The organism is Hyphococcus aureus, assembly GCF_042643165.1.
GTDB classification, from domain to species: domain Bacteria; phylum Pseudomonadota; class Alphaproteobacteria; order Caulobacterales; family Parvularculaceae; genus Hyphococcus; species Hyphococcus aureus.
Window position 1 is genome coordinate 489288 of sequence record NZ_JBHRSH010000001.1, and the last position, 16031, is coordinate 505318.

Here is a 16031-nt window from a genome sequence, read left to right on the forward strand (position 1 = left end):
AGCGAAAATGAGACATAAACCCGGGGCTGAAGGATCGGCCGAAAAGACCGTCAAAGACATTCGGCGTGCGACGCGCAGGCGCCATGCGACGGAAGAAAAGATCCGCTTGTACTGGAGGGTTTGCGCAGAGAATATTAATCGCCGAGTTGTGCCGTCGCGAGAACATAGCGCAGAGCCTCTATTATAGCTGTCGAAAGAGTTTCTGGAGGCGGGCAAGAAGCGGTTGGCTGGCGATACGGCGCGTCAAGCGACGTCGCCGGAGGTGAATGTTTGCGCCGTGAAGCCAGCGATCTGAAAGAAATTGTCGCCGAACTCACCCTTGAGAACCGCCTGCTCAAAACAAGCATGATCGGGGATGGGGCGGCCAAGAATGAAATACCCTGCATCTGAAAAGCTGGAGATCATTCGTCTGTTTGAACACTCGCGTCTGTCGGTGCGACGCACGCTCGATAAGATTGGCGTATCGAGATCGACGTTTTATCGTTGGTGTGATTTGTATCAAAGGTTTGGCGAAGAAGGCCTTGAAGACAAGCGCGTCGGCCCAACTCGGGCTTGGAACCGCATTCCTGACAAAGTGCGCGATGATGTGCTCGACATGGCGTTGTGTCGGCCAGAGTTATCTCCGCGTGGATTAGCAGTGACATACACTGATGAGCGATCCTACTTTCTCTCGGAAACCGGCGTATGGATGCTGATCGGGCAGCGGTTCGAACGCCTCGTTATCCTGCGGTGTAAAGATGCTTTGACCAAGCGCGAAGCCGATACGCGTTACGTCGTCCGGAGAAGCCCGCAAAAAATGTCGAGCAAAATCTTCGCCGCGTCCTTTTGCTGACAAATAACCAGACCGCACTCCATTTGTGTATTTGCTATCCGTCGAGCCAAAATAATCATTCTCAAGCAGCGTGCTCCAGGTCGCTTTCTCTTCCGCGACGGCGCGGGAAGCCCACAGCGCTGAAGCGAGAACGACAACCAGTGAAAATTTCTTGATCATGACCTTTCATCCATTGCCAGTCGTTGAGAAAAAGCAGACCGATTGCCGCCGAACGTTCAATCACGTTGCCCTTCAATTTGCCGCTGTGCCGTTAAAATATTATCGGCCCTCGCCGTCAATATACCGACGGCGGCCAGGAGTTGAAATGTCGCCGCGCGAGCATCACGCTCTGCGTTGGCTAGCGCCACTTGCGCATCCAGATATTCTTGTTCCGCATCGAGAACGTCTAGCGTAGTGCGCACGCCAATTTCTGCTTCTCGTCGTACGCCGTCGAGCGCCAGTGCGTTGGCGCGCACTTGTGTTTGCGATGATACAATGTTTGCGCGTGCCGCGGAAAGTCGCTGCCAGCCAGCTGTAACGCGCGCTTCAATCTGCCGTTCGGCGACAGTGATGCGACGGCGGTCCGCCCTGTTGTCAGCGCGCGCTTCGCGTACACGTGAGAGATTAAGCCCGCCAAGAAAGATCGGCGCTGTCATTCGCACGCCATAAGCGAACTGTTCATCTTCCGCAATGAAAGACGAAGGCTCCTCGGCATATTGATAACCCGCGGTCAACGATACGGTCGGCGAAAACTCGCCCTTTGCAATCGCGACGCCGCGGCGAGAGGCCTGCTCTCGCATTTGCGCCTGGAGGATTACAGGCGAAAGCTCGCGCGCAATCGCGATTGCATCATCAAGCGTAGCCGGCGCGTCGGGCAAAGCGGGCGTCTCTTCAAGAGACCCGGGCATTTGACCGATGAGTTCCGCGAACGCCGCTCGGCTAATCGCCAGCTGCGCCTGAGCGTTGGTCATCCGCGCGCGCGCCAGCGCAAGGCGCGCTTCGCTTTGCGCCACATCAGTCTTGGTAACTTCGCCAATCTCGAAGCGGAAGGCGACTTCCTCGAATTGTTTTCTAAGGACCTGTGCGTTGTTTTCCGTCGCTTTCAACACGAGCGTATCGCGCACCACGTCAAAATAGGCTGTAGCTGCGCGCGCAAGCACGTCTTGCTCGACGAGGGATAATTGAGCGCTGCCGGCCCGCGTGCGCGCTTTCGCCTGACGGATCGCATTAACGTTTCGCAGACCCGCAAAAATTTGCTGCTCGCCGCTGACCTGCGCCGTCGCCGTATCCAGCTTGAAATCGCGCGCGCCCGCGCCGACGCCGAAAACATCGCTATTGATTGATTGGGTGTTATCGACTTTTTGATAGCCGGCGCCGGCCGTAATCTGCGGCAGGCCGCGTGCGCGCGCTTGGGCCACGCCTTCCTCGGTCGCGTCAAGTTGCGCGCGCTCCGCGGCGATTTCCGGGTTGGTGGCGTAGGCGAGCGACAGCGCCTCTTCGAGGGTCTGGGCGGCGGCGTCTGCGCACAACACTGGAAGGGAAACAATCAAGCCGGCGAAACTGGACAACCAATAAGCGTGGTTCATATCAGTATTCCGCTCTTTGCGCCGGCGCCGTTTCATCGGTCGACTTCGGCCGCTTTTGTTGCGTTTGGCGAACGGCGTTTTCAAGCGCCCTACGATAAGATTGCAGGCGATGCGGAAAGGGGTTATGCCAGTCGAACGCAACTGGTTGTTTGGCCGCGACGTCCGGGTCCTCGCCCCTAGGTATCGCGACCTTTTTGCCGATGTGCTCACCCTCGACGCAATTGATGGACGGGCCGCCCGGACGCCAGAGATCCGGGATCGGGTCGCCATCTTTTATAATAGAATACGTTCGATCAATTAATCCGTTTGCGGCGTATACGTTTTTCGGATTGACGTCCTCGCGCGCAATTGGGCGACAACTTTCGTCACGCGGATAAAGCGCAAGGGGCGGCGAGTAAAGATAGGCGGCGCTGACGCGAAACGGCCAATTGCGCTCCGGCGGTGCTACTGTCCAGCTGCCGGTATTTTCCTGCCGCCATGTCAGGCCGCTGAAGGCGCCTAGCGCGCTTTGCGCAACGCCGGCGCCAAGACTGTGTCCGCCGACGACAAGCTCGATGGGATCTGAACGGGAAGGATCGATGACATCATACGCGCAGATAAAACTGGCGAGCGAAACAATCTTCCGGTTTGATGATTCGCTCCCCTCTGCGGCGGGCCCACATTCTTGTTCGAGCTCTTCAAACGATTTGGCCTGTAAAAAAAATCCGTCATCGGCCAAATTCAGGACGCCTTCGCGAAAGCCCTCATGCCCGCGGGGAATGTAGAGCCGTCCTGGAAAGGGCTGATCTTCGGCTGCTCCAGCCTTCAGGCTTTGAAGGAGATCCGCCGGGCTGGCGGCGGCGTCGAGCCCCGGAAAATACACGATGATGCGATGCGACTGCGGCTTCGACAGAAGATATACGCTCGGAAAGGTAGTGAGCGGCGAAAGCTGCGGGCGAATATAAGCGGCGTTATAGGAAAGAGCGCGGTAGTCGCGCATCGCAGTTCGGATCTTCTTTTCCTCCTCACCTTGCACCGCATCGCAATAAGCGATTTCTCCAATTAAGGCTGTGATTGTCATTTCTGCAAATAGCTGTTCGTTTTCGTTAAGAGCATTGTCATCGCTTCGCTCCACGGCCGCCTGGCTGCGGCGAAATGCATTGACCGCATCGTTATCGATGCAGCTGACGCTTTCCCAGTCTTGAGCGCCGGCCGCATCAATCGGGAGCGCCCAATAATATTGATCGCTCGCGCATGCCGGAACCAGAAAGCCCATCACCCCGAGCAGCGCTGTTCGGAGGGCGCCTACAGTTATATTCTTACAAAACATTCGCAGCCTTCTTTGCAGTGCGCCTGATTTTTAACCCGCTAAAAATTCCGGCGGCCAATTTTTTTACATCGCCCGGAACCATGTACGCGGCCGGCACCACGAGCAGGGTAAGGATCGTTGATGACGAAAGCCCGCCAATGATCAGATAGCCAAGCGCGTTCCTCCATTCCGCGCCGTCGGAATTTGAAAGCGCCACCGGGATCATGCCGAAGATGGCGGCGAACGCCGTCATCAGCACCGGCCGCAATCGCTCCGGGCAGGCTTTAAGGATCGCTTCGCGAGCCGACGCGCCTTCTTCACGAAGCTGGTTCGCCCGGTCTACAAGCAGAATTCCGTTTTTCATGACGATGCCCATCAGCGCGATGAGGCCGATCTGGGCGAATAGCGACATTTCCTGACCGCCGAAATAGAGCATTGCGAATGCGCCGGAGAACGACAGCGGCGCCGTCAGCATGATGAGGATCGGCTGAACGAATGAGTTGAACTGGCTCGCGAGCACGATATAGAGCGCGATCATGGCGAGCCCGAAAGCGAAAATGATGGCCGAAATCGATTCGTTCATCCGCCGGACAGAGCCTTCGTAACTGATCTGCATATTCGCAGGCGGCGGATTTTCGGCGATGATCGCCTCAAGCGCTTCGGTCGCCGTCCCCAGCGCAACGCCAGACGCAGTATTGGCGAGAATGGAGATTTTACGCGCCCGGTCCTGCCGGTCGATTTGCGATGGGCCGGTCGCGAAACGCAGCGTCGCCACACTAGCGAGATCGATCAATTGCCCCGATCCGTTTCGAACCTGGATAAGCGCCAGCTGGTCCCGGTTCTGACGCTGAGACTCCTCAAGCCGCACGCGCACATCGAAACGTCTGCCGCCTTCCTCATAGGTGCCGGCATCGACGCCGCCGATGACCGTTCGCGCCGTTGTCGCCAAGGTGCGCGCAGAAACGCCGAGATCGCCCGCGCGGGTTCGATTGAAGTCAATCAACAACTCGGGGCGCCCCTCCTCAAAACTGGAGCGCAAGTCGGAGTAAAGGTTCGTCTCGCGCATCTGCGCCATGACCGCCGTGACATAAGCGTCGATTTCCGGGATAGCGTCGCCACGTACGGCGAGTTCAACGTCGCCGGTGGAAACGCCGCCGCCGGAGATCCACGGGACTTCAGCGACGGTGATTTCCTTCGCCTCGGGAATTGCCTCGTTTAATGCGTGGCGCGCGACATCCATGACTTCAAACTGGCCGATCCGCCGCTCCTGCTTGGGCGTAATGGACGCATAAAGATCGATGACATTGGTTTCTCCCCGGCTCCCGGCGCCGGCAGTTAAAAAGATATTCCCGACATGCTCTACGCCGCTCAGCGCTTCGTTAGCCAACGCAATCGCCTTTTTTGATTCGGCGATGCCTGACCCGAGCGACAACTCAATGGCTCCCAGAAATTCGCTTCGATCCGCCTTTGAGGTAAAACTGCTTGGCACTTTCGACGCGAAGAATCCGCCGACAAACAGCGAACCGATCGCTGCGGCGAGCGCGACATACCGCCAACGAACGACTGCGCCGACGACACGACCGTAAAATCGATCGAGACCGCGATGAAAATTTTCGATCGGGCGCAGGAACGGCGGATGGCTTTCCGGCTTCAGGAAGCGCGACGCCAGCATCGGCGTCAAGGTAAGCGCCACGAGCAATGAAACTGAGACAGCGAAGACGATTGCAAGGCCATATTGAAGAAAAAATCGCCCGACGACCCCTTCCATGAAGGCGATCGGCACAAAGACGGCGAGCGTTGCGAAGGTGCCGGCAAGCACGGCGAGCGCGACGCGTTCGGTGCCCTGTCGCGCCGCTATTTCAGGCTCGACGCCGGCAGTGATGTCGCGCTGCACGCTCTCAACGACGACAATGGCGTCGTCAACCAACAATCCAATGGTCACGGTGAGCGCCAGCAATGTCAGCATGTTGATGGTGAAGTCGAAGACCTCGAAGGCGAAGAAAGCCGAAATCAGAGATGTTGGAATGGCGATGGCGACCATCAACGTGGCGCGCCAGCTCAAGAGAAAGAAAAATGTAACGATAACAACAAGAACGATCGCGATCTCAAGCTCGTGCGTCACGTCCTCAACGGACGATTCAATAAACCGGCTCACGTCGCGTGCGACGACGAGCTCATAGCCATCGGGCGCGGCTGCTTTAAGCCGCTCGATCTCTGCGTAAACGGCTTCAGCGACTTCGAGCGTGTTGCGTCCGGACTGCCGGCGAACCTCGAGCGAGACGCCCGGTCGCCCGTTGAACTCAGCATAGCTTCGTTCGTCCTCAAGGCCGTCCTCGATGCGCGCCACATCGCCGATCAGCGTTGGCGCACCACTATCGCGAAACGCCACCACAAGATCCGCGAACTCGCGCGGCGTCTGCGCTTCTGAAACCGTTTTGGCGCCGAACTCACGCGCACCGCCCCCGGTTTCAAGGCGTCCGCCAGGCACCTCTGCGTGTTCCGACCTGACCGCGCGGACAACGTCATCGGCAGTCACGCCGAACGCCCGCATCTTGTCGGCGTTGAGCCAGATGCGGATTTCGCGAAGGCGGCCGCCGACGATCGTCACCGACCCGACGCCCGGCAGGCGCTGGACCGCTTCCTTGACGACTTCGTCGGCATAAGTGGTGATGTCGCCGATCGGCGCATTGGCGGCGATCATGATCGACATGATCGGCGCGGCGTCCGGATCGACTTTTTCAATCACCGGCGGATCGATGTCTTCGGGAAGGTCGCGGCGGGCGATATTGACCTTGTCTCGAACGTCCTGCGCCTTCACGTCGACATTTTCTTCAAGCTCAAATTCGATGAAGACTTGAGAGAGCCCGTCTGCGCTCGTCGAACGCAGCTGCTTGATGCCGGAGATCGTGTTGACGCTTTCTTCAATGACGTCGGAGACTTCCGTCTCCATCGTGTCGGGGCTTGCGCCTTCAAGTGTCGTTGTTACAGCGACATAGGGAAACTCGACATCAGGAAAAAGATCGACGCCAAGCCGGCCCATCGAGATCCAGCCGAGCACGACCAGGGCGCCGATGATCATCACGGCGAAGACCGGGCGCTTGATCGAAAGATCGACGAGCCACATCAGGCGGCCTCGGTCGCGACTGAGTCGCCAACAGCGATCGGCTCGCCATTGGGGACGATGACGTCGTCGCCGGCATCGAGACCTTGGTGCACCGCCGCCGTTCCGTCGGGCAGCTCCTCAATAACGACACTCCTTTTTTCGGCGCGGCCATTCTTCAAGGTGAGGACATAAGTCCCTGTCTGATCCTGAAGGACGGCTTCCGCCGGGACCGAAAACACCCGTCTTTCATCCGTGAAAATTTCAGCGCGGGCGAACTGGCCTGATTTCAAAGAATAATCCGAATTGTCGATCGGCAGACGCAGCTCTACTGTCCGCGAGCCGACATCAAGCATGTCATTGAGAACGAGAACGTAGGATTCTCGCGGTTCGGGTTGCGACTCGACGTAGACAAGCGCCTTCTGGTTCAGTCTCAGGGCATTGAGGTGCTGCTCCGGCGCATGCACGACCGCGACGACAATGTGGTTTTCCTGAATTTGCAGAACCGTGCTTTCCACCCCGCCGCGAAACACATTGGAAAGGTAGATTCCCTCATCATTAAATCTTTTGGTGATGACGCCGTCATAAGGGGCGCCAACCATCGTATCCTCGCGCTGACGCTCTGCGGTTTTTAACGCCGCGGCCGCTCGTGCAACTTCGGCCTTTGCAACATCGTAGGTGGTCCTGGCGTCGTCGAGACGCGCCTCCGCCGCAAAGCCTTCGGCGCGCAATTTTTCCGTGCGTTCAAGGGCCCGTTCGGCGTTCTTACGCCGGGCGACAGCAAGTTCCAGCGCCGCTTTCGCCTCCTCGACGCGGCGTTCGTATATAACGGGGCGCGTTTGAAATAGCGGATCGCCTTTCCCAACGCGATCGCCCACATTCACAAAAATCGTTTCCACAACGCCTTCGACGAGGGGGCCGATATTGCTGGTTTGTTTTGAGCCGATCGAACCCGTTGCGACGACCGTTTTCCTGACCGTTGCCGGCTTCGGTTTAACGATTTTGACCGACATTACAGGCGCAGCCCCTTCATCGGAGAGGCTTTGCGTCGCCGCCGCCGCGAATACCTCGCCGTCACCTGAACCACAGCCTGCTATGGCGATGGATGCGGCGAAAAGCGCCGCTGCGTTCATCTTCCAACCACGCTTGAACCGAAAATACGAACGCATCGCCTGACCTGACGCTTTCACCACTGCTAATTTTGTTATACTAAGGTTTAATAACTTAGTATATATTAAACGTGGCAAGCAAAACAGATGCGTAAAGGATCACGGGAGATGAACGGGCGAGACAATCGGATAGACCGTAATCCAGGTTACCTGGTCAACGATGTGGCGCGCCTGCTCCGGCGCGAATTTGACCGCAGAGTCAAACACATAGGCCTGACCCGCGCGCAGTGGTTCGTGCTTGCGCATCTTTACAGAAATGACGGGCGAACCCAGCGGGCGCTCGCCGACGAGCTCGATATGGAGCCGGCGCCGCTTGGACGGCTGATTGACCGCCTCGAAGAAAACGGCTGGGTTCGCAGAGCGCCCGCGCCCGCTGACCGCCGCGCCAATCTGATTCACCTTACAGATAAGATTCTCCCCTTGGTTGAGGATATGCGAGCGGCGGCCGACAATCTGTACAAGGACGCTTTCAAGGGTCTTTCCGCCAAGCGTGTTGAGGAATTCATCGAGGCGCTGACCATTGCAAAGTCCAACCTTGTTGAAATCGGCGCGGCGCTGGTCGGGGATTCGTTCGGCGGCGTCGAACCCTTGCATCGCGTCCAGCGCAAAATCGCCAAGAACAAAGGATGACGATGAACATCCAGCAGCCTCACATTTCGCCGAGCAATTCTGGCGATACGCCGCCTTGGGCGGAATTAGTGAAGTCGTTCTTCTCGAAGGGCCACCATTTATTCTCGACTCTGGATATGGAACCGAGCAAAATCGCTGCCGACGAGGTTTGCATCTTCGCGACGATACCAACTTTTTTCTCGTACGAGAGTATCGGTGATTGCGCGCATCCCGGCGCTTACACGATCATCCTCGATACGGTGTTCGGCTTTGCGGTCTTCGCCAAAATACAAAAGCCGAAAGCGATCGCGACCATCAATCTGAAAACGGATTATCTCCGCCCGATTGAAATTGGCTCGAAAGTCATATGCAGCGCCGAGTGTTTTTCCATTAACGGCAATGTTGCCAGGACGCGCGGAGAAATCGTCGATTACGATGGAAGACCGCTTGCCAGCGCGACTGGCTCTTTCATGATTGGCAGTGGCGGGCCAGACTTTAACCGAGTCGCGGAAAGGCCTCATTCATGACGCGATTCATCGACTCGCCGCTGCGCCATTGGCTCTCCTTTGAAGCCATCGAAACCGGAGATGGGCGCCGTTATTCGATGATGCCGAGTGACGCCCATATCGGAAATCCAATGATCAAGGCGCTCCATGGAGGGGTTGTTTCGACATTTCTGGAACTCGCCGCACTGCATGAACTAAAGCGCGCACTTGGCTCCGAGACAAACGGCAGCGCAATCAACATCAATGTCGACTACCTGAAATCGGTCAAACTGGCCCCGCTGTTCGCCAGAGCGCGCATTGCAAAAGCCGGGCGTCGATTGGTCTTTGTCGACTGCGCCGCATGGCAGGACGATGAGAACTCGCCGGCGGCAAAAGCCGCATGCAGCTTTACACTTTCAAGATAGCGCAAAAAGCCTCCCTGGTTTTGGCGCTTCACTTGCCTCCCGGCGTCGGCCGGGAGGCCTTTTTATATGAAGATTTGTATTGGTGCTGAGGTGTCAAACTGACTACGGCGATGCAAGAGTATCCGCGTCATTACGTAAAAAGGGGGTCGCAAAGATGAGACCGAAGACGGTCACGCCGATCATCCGGGAAAAGACGGCCCCCCCAGAGCCTAGCGCACATCGGCCCCGGCGCCGGATGAAACTTCACGGGCAGGTCAGCAGGTCATCAAGGCGAAAGCCATTTCAATTCAGTCGTTTTGCAATATTAGCAATTGGTGCGATATTCCTCAATGTCCACGGCCTTTAAGAAACTCTTAGTGAATATCGTGCGAGAAATATGAACCCAGAAATCCTAAAGCATTTTTCTTCGGACCAGAAATTTTTCAAAGTTCAGTCCCTATCGGAGTCGTTTATCTCGCCGCTATCTGAGTTAATAAGGTTCGCAGCATTTGGCGCAGCAATTAGCCCGTACGAAAACTCAGAACCGAAGAACACAATCAGCAGTATATTGCGAGAAGTAAATTATCGAGCAGCCGCTTCGGAAGAGGTGTATGAAAAAGCACACGGTAAGGGTGTTAGTTTGCACTCGCAGATCGCACAATACGCAAAAGACAGGCCTGTGATTTCAATTCCAATTGTCATTGATGAAGTTTCTCCCAAAAACGCCTCATTTGCATTCGACTTAGCAGATTTTACCTTTACACAAGGATTTATGAAAAATTTTGTGAGCGAAGACAGCAATATTCGAAAACTGCGCGGTCGCGAAAACATCGTTGCACTTTGTTATCAGCAACTACTCAACGCGCTCAATGATTTTAGATTGGAAAAACGAACTCCTGAAAACTACGTTGAGGGAATAAAACAAGTTACCGATGGAATAAATATACTGGCCGCGACGATAAAAGATCCGGGAAAAGTCATTGTATACGATTCCACGCCATTCGACTCTCCCTAAAAAGGCCAATTCTGGTCAACGGCGTGATGGCGATATTGGGTGAGGTGAGCTGACCGAGGAAGTGCTTTTTGCATGCTCGGCGATATTGCGAGCGAAGAGCTGGCGCAGGATTGCGAGGCCGTTGGCGAAGAGACAATTCCATAAAAGCAGCTAAACCACTCCCGCATTATCCCTGTCGCGTAGGCTTTTCAATGTACACAATTCCATCGATAACTTTGACAGGATACGTTGTCAAAGGTTTGGAACAGGGCAAATTTACCGGCTCTCCAGTTTTAATAGAAAATGAACCGCCATGGAAAGGGCATTCTATTTCACCGCCCTCCTGAAACCCTTCAGTGAGATCCGCATCCCCGTGCGTACAAGTGCGGTTAGTGACATATATTTCGTCATCAATGCGATAGACCGCGAGAGGCGGAATGCCTTCGATCTCAACGGAGAAAGGCGCCCCCTCGGTGACTTCCGACTCCGCGCATAGACGCAACACATTTTTCATCCTTTTCCTTTCACTCAAGCCGCGTTACCGAAGACCCTTTCATATTTTTCGCGGTCGAAGTCGGTTTCGGCGCTTCTGTCGCTCGTGCTCTTGGCTTTTGATTTCTTCAGACTTTCTTGTCGATCGGCGCCGGAGTGATTGTCAGATCGGAGCGCGGGAATATGCAGCAGGCGAGCGCATAGTTTTTCTCTTCGTCGGCGACGGACACTTTCGCCCGACTCATCTTTTTTCGCACGACCTCACCATTGAGAATTCTGATCCGACAGACACCGCACCCGCCCCTTCGGCAACCGACGGGAATGTGCGTTACGCCGGCATACTCCAGAGCCGAAAGCACATCAGCGCCGACCGAACAGCCGACAGGCTCTGCGCCCACCACTCGAATCTGAAACGTCGCGCTGCTCTTCGGTTCCACAACATGATTACCTGTCATCTGGAAAAATGAATTCGGATTGCAGCACTCTTCGCACGGAACGCCGGGCATGCAATTTCACCGAATTCACGTCATCACTGACGTGAACCGATCATGAACTTCTTTTTCGTAATAGAAAATGGCTTTCCCCATCTGATCCACCGTCCATTCCCGAATCGGATTGTCCGGATAGTGTTGATAGCCTCCAGCAAAACATTCATTGCGGTTCCCTGACGGGTCAAAAAAATAGACCGTTTGACCACGTGTAATTCCATGACGGGTCGGCCCAATATCAAGTGAAATATTACGCTGAGCGATCAAATCGCATGCATGCCCGACATCATTCCATGATTCCACCAGAAACGATGCGTGATGGAGTTTCGCGTCGGCAGGCCCTGCAAGAAACGCGATATCATGCGCCTTGTTTGAGCAGGTCAGAAATATTGCGACAGGGTTTCCGTCAGGATCAATTGCACGCTCAGTGACGACAAAATCTAGCGCTTTTTCGAAAATTTCTGCAGAAGCCGCGATATTGACGCCAAGGACTGCACAATGGTCAAAACGTGTAATACGCATTCCACGCGGCTCCTCACGCCAGACGTCCGGATTTTTCGTCATTGGTCCGTTATCAGATAGTTCCATCTCCGTATAAAGATCAATCACTTGACCGGTAGGGACCGAAAAACGAACGCGTCGCCCAGCGCCGGGATGATCGCCAGCGGCAATATCGTCTGTTTTGACCCCCATTTCATTCAAGCGTTTTACGAAATCGGCCAGCGCGGCATCACTAATGACCTTGAACCCAAGCACATCAAGCCCTGGCTCTTCCGCTTGTCTGAGCACGACAGAATGCCGGTCGAATTCATCATAAGCGCGCAAAAAGGCAAACTCGCCATCCTTGCTCACCATTTCCAATCCCAGATTGTCACGGTAGTGAACAATTGCTTCTTTTAAGTCCATTACTCGAATCTGGACGAAACCAGGTCTTAAAACTCCTGTGACGGCCATTTCAATCCTCCCTTTTCCGGCCTGTATCATTGACCACGGCAAACCTAAGCGCCGGCCCTTGCGCTGGCGTGCTCGACCAAACGGCTTCAACGGTATTGCCGACCTTCAGTCTATCGCTACCGTCCACCACGGAAACGATCCGAGGCCCTTCCTCAAGTGCAATTATCGCAGCATTGTAAGGCGGCGCTTCGTTCTCGCTGAACGCTCGGTGGTACACCACAAAGCTGTGAACCCTACCACGTCCCGAGGCTTTTATGACCGTTAACGCGTTGGACCAGCACTCCGAGCAGAACAGTGCGCCTGGGGAAAGAACAACGTCGCATGCGTTACATTTCTTAAGCCACAGCTCGCTCCGGGCGATTCCATCCCAGAAGGAAATATCCTTATCATCGCGAAAACCATCTTCTTTGTTCAACGGACCTTCTCCGGACTAAGAATTAGGCATGCATGATAATCCATGCGCCCGCCCTGCGCCGTGACGAGCGACCATCCATTGTTTTCAACTTGCCGATCACCGGCGCGACCGGCGGCCTGGAGATAACCTTCTGAGACCTGCGTCATACCCTGGAGATAATATCCGGAAAGTTGACCGCCGCCGGTATTAACCGGCAAACGCCCACCTGGCGCCAAGGCGCCATCCGCAACAAAATCCTTGCCCTCCCCGCGCCCGCAGAACCCATAGCTCTCAAGGCCAAGCAACGTGGTTACCGTAAATGCATCATAGATTTGGGCATGATCAATATCACGCGCGGAAATTCCAGCCATTTCATAGGCCTTTTTTCCAGCGACCGAAGCTGGGGTTTCGGTCTCGTTCTCGTAATCAGAATAGGCGAGATAGCCGCGGTGCCCCTGGCCCATACCCCAGATATAAGCGGCGCCGTTTTGCTCATCCCCTTCGCTATCCGGGGCGGAAACAATGACGGCGCCGGCTCCGTTCACCGGAAATGCACAATCAAACATGCGCAGTGGATCAGCGATCAGCTTTGAATTTATGTAATCGTCCATCGACATCGGTTTGGTCAAAAAGGCGAACGGGCTGCGCTGCGCCCATTGACGAGCCGCCAACGCCACTTCTCCGAATGTTTCGGCCCCCGCGCTGAAGAGTTCCATATATCGCCTCATCGCAAGGCCGTAGGCGCCAACAGCGCCGTAAAGACCATATTGGCGCTCCCAACCAGAAACATTCGTCAGCGCTAGATCGATCGCGTAAGCGTCACCGCCTCTCCGCTTCGGCAGGATAGGCGTATCAGCAAAGACACATACGATGTTGTCAGCCATACCATGGGCAACCGCCATCGCAGCGTATTGAATGATCTGCACACCACACGCTGCTTGCGATGCGAGAACATTGCCAAACGTCAGACCTCGAAATCCAAGATCATCAAAAAGCCGCAGAGGCAAATCATCGGATGGGTTCGTATCACTCCGGTTGACGAGTACGCCATCTATATCGCCTTTTTGCAGACCCGCGTCCGCAACGGCCGCAACGATCGCCTCGCACGCCAGCTCCTTCTGCGATCTTAAATATTCACGCGAAAGCTCGCCGAATCCTAGGCCGCGGATTTTTGCGATTGGCTTACCGACTCGCTTTAATTTCATATCGCTACAGTTTGTTCAGCTCCGCGCCAGGGCGTAGGGATCACGAACATTGCCGTTCAGATCAGGAAAGCCAGAGAAGGCACAGCTTCCTGAGAATTAATAAGATCAACGCGCTTGCGTGCGATTTTAAGATTTCCGTCGACGCGCCGCAAAATGTGCTCGGTCCTTCCTATCCACCAATGCAAGTCTTTCGTCGATTGAATCTGCAATTCGCCGAGCATGAACGCAGAACAAACTTTAAACTCATTATCTTTCAAAGGTTCTATTTCTATATTGGATATTAACCGCGTCATGGGCGACGGCGGCACCTGAGCATGCCGAACGCCTGTCTTTAACATTCGAATTCGCGTTGAAACGCGCGAACGGTTGTCATAAAGGAGCGAGAGCTGCGTCTCCGGGTCAGGATCCTTACGATTAATCGGAACCCAATACTTCATATCATCCGTCAGCAAGCTCTCCCATTCATCATACTGAGCATTGTCAGCGAATCGCGCCTCCCGGTATAACAGATCGCAAACATTTCGATATTCCTCATCGGAAACCATAATCCATCCCTGTATTCAGATCGTCGTATTCAAATTGTGTTTTGGCCATGCCAACGGCTTAAGCGGTCATCACCTCTTTGTAGCGGTTCCAGAATGCGCGATTGGTCACCTCGTCAGTCACATGTGACTCCATTACGCCCATGCCGTTCTTATTTTCCCGACCCATACCCCGTCGAAGGTCAATTTCCATGGGCAGTCCACTGAACGCCGCGTCCTGACGCTCGGTAATTACGCCGTCATCCGGAAGGAAGAAAGACGACGGGCCAAGCGCCGCCTCGCACAGCCGAATAATGCGCGTGTTCATTTCGTCGGAAACGCCATCAAGAAGCATCGGCGTGTGCCGCTGCACTGTTTCGCCAACCTGATCGATTTCGTAGTAAACGACATTGGTTTCTGCGAGAAACAGGTTGGGGAAAATTAAAGCATGCGGCGGACCGTCATGAATAATCCGCGAGGCTCGATTATCCCCATAGGCCTCACGAAGCTGTTCGCAATACTCTTTCGCGAATGGCTTCATGGGCTTTTTATCGCTGTATCCAATCCATTCAAGGTCGCTCGAAAATCCTGCAGCGAGAAACAGCTCCGAGTGTCCATTGCCCCAATCGACCGCCGTTGTCTTTAACTCATCCTCACCGGCTAAAACCGCCTCATTATACCGGGACTCGATAGAGCGCGCGAGCGAGGCGTGAACATAGTTCACATGATAACCGTCAATGTTATTTTCACACTGAAGTTTCCAGTTGGTCTTGTATAAAAATTTCGCCCAGCCTGCATCTAATCGGATGCTGCCGACTGGAGAACACTCTACCGCGCGATCTATCAGACTCGCGCCCTCACCCAGATAATCCATAAAATCGACTGGATTCGGATTGAGCGTTGCGAAGATAAAACCCTTGTAGTTACCGACTGTCGCCTTCGGCAGGCATTTATGTTCAAGGCTTGCCGACCCGGTGCCATAGGGAACTGACTTCAGATCGCCATCGAGCCCGAACACCCAACCGTGATACCAGCAAGTTATTGCGCCGCGCACATTGCCTTTCTCTTCCTGGCACAGAAGCGTACCGCGGTGGGTGCACTTGTTAGAAATGACGTTGACTTCGCCATCGCGGTTTCGGATTATGAGATATGGCTCTCTACCGATACTACGGCGCACATAATCTCCGGGCTGCGGCACTTCCGATTCGTGCGCAACGAAACTCCAACCGTCATGAAAAATTTTCTTGATCTCATCTTCGAAAATTCTTTCATCCTTGTAAACGCGGCTGTTTACGATTCCGTTGTTAACAATTGTCGAATAGTCAATAGCGTTCTGAATCCTCATTGCGACGCCCCTTCTGTCCTTACGGTGTCATTTTGATGGAATGCCATAGTTCTCAATTTAATATGCATACACAATATTCTTGCTTTGTTTTCCTATCTGTCTTTAATTTGAGCACCGAGAGTTCCTTTTAATTTAGCCATTTGCAATCACCTAACCAACGACTACATGCGGCATTTACAGAATCTA

Annotated in this window: 16 protein-coding genes and 1 pseudogene; 5 read left to right on the forward strand and 12 right to left on the reverse strand. The window is 54.7% G+C overall.

The features are described 5' to 3' along the window. Positions 1-7: 7 nt before the first annotated feature. Positions 8-697, forward strand: a pseudogene (locus ACFOOP_RS02215) (helix-turn-helix domain-containing protein); the annotation flags it as partial. Here ACFOOP_RS02215 and ACFOOP_RS02220 read toward each other — a convergent pair. Genes ACFOOP_RS02220 through ACFOOP_RS02240 form a run of 5 tightly spaced genes read right to left on the reverse strand, consistent with a single transcriptional unit; the run spans position 632 to position 7954 of the window. Next, positions 632-991, reverse strand: a complete 360-nt coding sequence (locus ACFOOP_RS02220; protein WP_379879231.1) for a lipid A-modifier LpxR family protein — start codon at positions 989-991, stop codon at positions 632-634. The pseudogene ACFOOP_RS02215 and the gene ACFOOP_RS02220 overlap by 66 nt on opposite strands. 56 nt (positions 992-1047) lie before the next feature. Continuing rightward, the gene (locus ACFOOP_RS02225; RefSeq protein ID WP_379879232.1) at positions 1048-2397 is read right to left on the reverse strand and encodes a TolC family outer membrane protein; all 1350 of its coding nucleotides are present in this window, start codon (positions 2395-2397) and stop codon (positions 1048-1050) included. A gap of 1 nt (position 2398) precedes the next feature. Beyond that, the gene (locus ACFOOP_RS02230; protein WP_379879233.1) at positions 2399-3706 is read right to left on the reverse strand and encodes a hypothetical protein; all 1308 of its coding nucleotides are present in this window, start codon (positions 3704-3706) and stop codon (positions 2399-2401) included. Continuing rightward, the gene (locus ACFOOP_RS02235) at positions 3696-6809 is read right to left on the reverse strand and encodes an efflux RND transporter permease subunit (RefSeq protein WP_379879234.1); all 3114 of its coding nucleotides are present in this window, start codon (positions 6807-6809) and stop codon (positions 3696-3698) included. The genes ACFOOP_RS02230 and ACFOOP_RS02235 overlap by 11 nt, the downstream gene beginning before the upstream one ends. Further along, complete coding sequence (locus tag ACFOOP_RS02240; protein ID WP_379879235.1) at positions 6809-7954, reverse strand: efflux RND transporter periplasmic adaptor subunit; 1146 nt, start codon at positions 7952-7954, stop codon at positions 6809-6811. The genes ACFOOP_RS02235 and ACFOOP_RS02240 overlap by 1 nt, the downstream gene beginning before the upstream one ends. Before the next feature lie 87 nt (positions 7955-8041). Between ACFOOP_RS02240 and ACFOOP_RS02245 the strand changes: the two genes are divergently transcribed. The 4 genes from ACFOOP_RS02245 (at position 8042) to ACFOOP_RS02260 (ending at position 10467) form a co-directional block, all read left to right on the forward strand. Continuing rightward, complete coding sequence (locus ACFOOP_RS02245; protein WP_379879236.1) at positions 8042-8584, forward strand: MarR family winged helix-turn-helix transcriptional regulator; 543 nt, start codon at positions 8042-8044, stop codon at positions 8582-8584. Continuing rightward, the gene (locus ACFOOP_RS02250; protein WP_379879237.1) at positions 8581-9090 is read left to right on the forward strand and encodes a PaaI family thioesterase; all 510 of its coding nucleotides are present in this window, start codon (positions 8581-8583) and stop codon (positions 9088-9090) included. The genes ACFOOP_RS02245 and ACFOOP_RS02250 overlap by 4 nt, the downstream gene beginning before the upstream one ends. Then, positions 9087-9473, forward strand: coding sequence for a PaaI family thioesterase (locus ACFOOP_RS02255; protein WP_379879238.1), 387 nt, complete (start codon positions 9087-9089; stop codon positions 9471-9473). Before ACFOOP_RS02250 ends, ACFOOP_RS02255 begins: the two co-directional genes overlap by 4 nt. A gap of 376 nt (positions 9474-9849) precedes the next feature. Further along, positions 9850-10467 (forward strand): hypothetical protein, encoded by a 618-nt coding sequence (locus ACFOOP_RS02260; protein ID WP_379879239.1) that lies wholly within the window; start codon positions 9850-9852, stop codon positions 10465-10467. 166 nt (positions 10468-10633) lie between these two features. Here ACFOOP_RS02260 and ACFOOP_RS02265 read toward each other — a convergent pair whose 3' ends face one another. The 7 genes from ACFOOP_RS02265 to ACFOOP_RS02295 form a co-directional block, all read right to left on the reverse strand. Beyond that, complete coding sequence (locus ACFOOP_RS02265) at positions 10634-10960, reverse strand: non-heme iron oxygenase ferredoxin subunit (RefSeq protein ID WP_379879240.1); 327 nt, start codon at positions 10958-10960, stop codon at positions 10634-10636. 106 nt (positions 10961-11066) lie between these two features. After that, entirely contained in the window at positions 11067-11444 is a 378-nt protein-coding gene (locus ACFOOP_RS02270; protein WP_379879241.1) for a 2Fe-2S iron-sulfur cluster-binding protein, read from the reverse strand. A gap of 15 nt (positions 11445-11459) precedes the next feature. Next, a complete protein-coding gene (locus ACFOOP_RS02275) occupies positions 11460-12380 on the reverse strand; it encodes a catechol 2,3-dioxygenase (protein ID WP_379879242.1) in 921 nt (306 codons plus the stop codon). Position 12381: 1 nt separating this feature from the next. Beyond that, a complete protein-coding gene (locus tag ACFOOP_RS02280; RefSeq protein WP_379879243.1) occupies positions 12382-12795 on the reverse strand; it encodes a Zn-ribbon domain-containing OB-fold protein in 414 nt (137 codons plus the stop codon). Next, on the reverse strand, positions 12792-13979 hold the full coding sequence (locus ACFOOP_RS02285) for a thiolase family protein (protein ID WP_379879244.1): 1188 nt from the start codon (positions 13977-13979) through the stop codon (positions 12792-12794). The genes ACFOOP_RS02280 and ACFOOP_RS02285 overlap by 4 nt, the downstream gene beginning before the upstream one ends. A gap of 56 nt (positions 13980-14035) precedes the next feature. Beyond that, positions 14036-14524 (reverse strand): aromatic-ring-hydroxylating dioxygenase subunit beta, encoded by a 489-nt coding sequence (locus tag ACFOOP_RS02290; RefSeq protein ID WP_379879245.1) that lies wholly within the window; start codon positions 14522-14524, stop codon positions 14036-14038. Positions 14525-14582: 58 nt separating this feature from the next. Continuing rightward, positions 14583-15845, reverse strand: a complete 1263-nt coding sequence (locus tag ACFOOP_RS02295) for an aromatic ring-hydroxylating oxygenase subunit alpha (RefSeq protein ID WP_379879246.1) — start codon at positions 15843-15845, stop codon at positions 14583-14585. Positions 15846-16031 lie beyond the last annotated feature (186 nt).

What these genes read in the sequence shown, in the direction of transcription:
- ACFOOP_RS02220 (WP_379879231.1), bottom strand. Translation starts at nt 991, where the DNA reads ATGATCAAGAAATTTTCACTGGTTGTCGTTCTCGCTTCAGCGCTGTGG.
- ACFOOP_RS02225 (WP_379879232.1), bottom strand. Translation starts at nt 2,397, where the DNA reads ATGAACCACGCTTATTGGTTGTCCAGTTTCGCCGGCTTGATTGTTTCC.
- ACFOOP_RS02230 (WP_379879233.1), bottom strand. Translation starts at nt 3,706, where the DNA reads ATGTTTTGTAAGAATATAACTGTAGGCGCCCTCCGAACAGCGCTGCTC.
- ACFOOP_RS02235 (WP_379879234.1), bottom strand. Translation starts at nt 6,809, where the DNA reads ATGTGGCTCGTCGATCTTTCGATCAAGCGCCCGGTCTTCGCCGTGATG.
- ACFOOP_RS02240 (WP_379879235.1), bottom strand. Translation starts at nt 7,954, where the DNA reads ATGCGTTCGTATTTTCGGTTCAAGCGTGGTTGGAAGATGAACGCAGCG.
- ACFOOP_RS02245 (WP_379879236.1), top strand. Translation starts at nt 8,042, where the DNA reads ATGCGTAAAGGATCACGGGAGATGAACGGGCGAGACAATCGGATAGAC.
- ACFOOP_RS02250 (WP_379879237.1), top strand. Translation starts at nt 8,581, where the DNA reads ATGACGATGAACATCCAGCAGCCTCACATTTCGCCGAGCAATTCTGGC.
- ACFOOP_RS02255 (WP_379879238.1), top strand. Translation starts at nt 9,087, where the DNA reads ATGACGCGATTCATCGACTCGCCGCTGCGCCATTGGCTCTCCTTTGAA.
- ACFOOP_RS02260 (WP_379879239.1), top strand. Translation starts at nt 9,850, where the DNA reads ATGAACCCAGAAATCCTAAAGCATTTTTCTTCGGACCAGAAATTTTTC.
- ACFOOP_RS02265 (WP_379879240.1), bottom strand. Translation starts at nt 10,960, where the DNA reads ATGAAAAATGTGTTGCGTCTATGCGCGGAGTCGGAAGTCACCGAGGGG.
- ACFOOP_RS02270 (WP_379879241.1), bottom strand. Translation starts at nt 11,444, where the DNA reads ATGCCCGGCGTTCCGTGCGAAGAGTGCTGCAATCCGAATTCATTTTTC.
- ACFOOP_RS02275 (WP_379879242.1), bottom strand. Translation starts at nt 12,380, where the DNA reads ATGGCCGTCACAGGAGTTTTAAGACCTGGTTTCGTCCAGATTCGAGTA.
- ACFOOP_RS02285 (WP_379879244.1), bottom strand. Translation starts at nt 13,979, where the DNA reads ATGAAATTAAAGCGAGTCGGTAAGCCAATCGCAAAAATCCGCGGCCTA.
- ACFOOP_RS02290 (WP_379879245.1), bottom strand. Translation starts at nt 14,524, where the DNA reads ATGGTTTCCGATGAGGAATATCGAAATGTTTGCGATCTGTTATACCGG.
- ACFOOP_RS02295 (WP_379879246.1), bottom strand. Translation starts at nt 15,845, where the DNA reads ATGAGGATTCAGAACGCTATTGACTATTCGACAATTGTTAACAACGGA.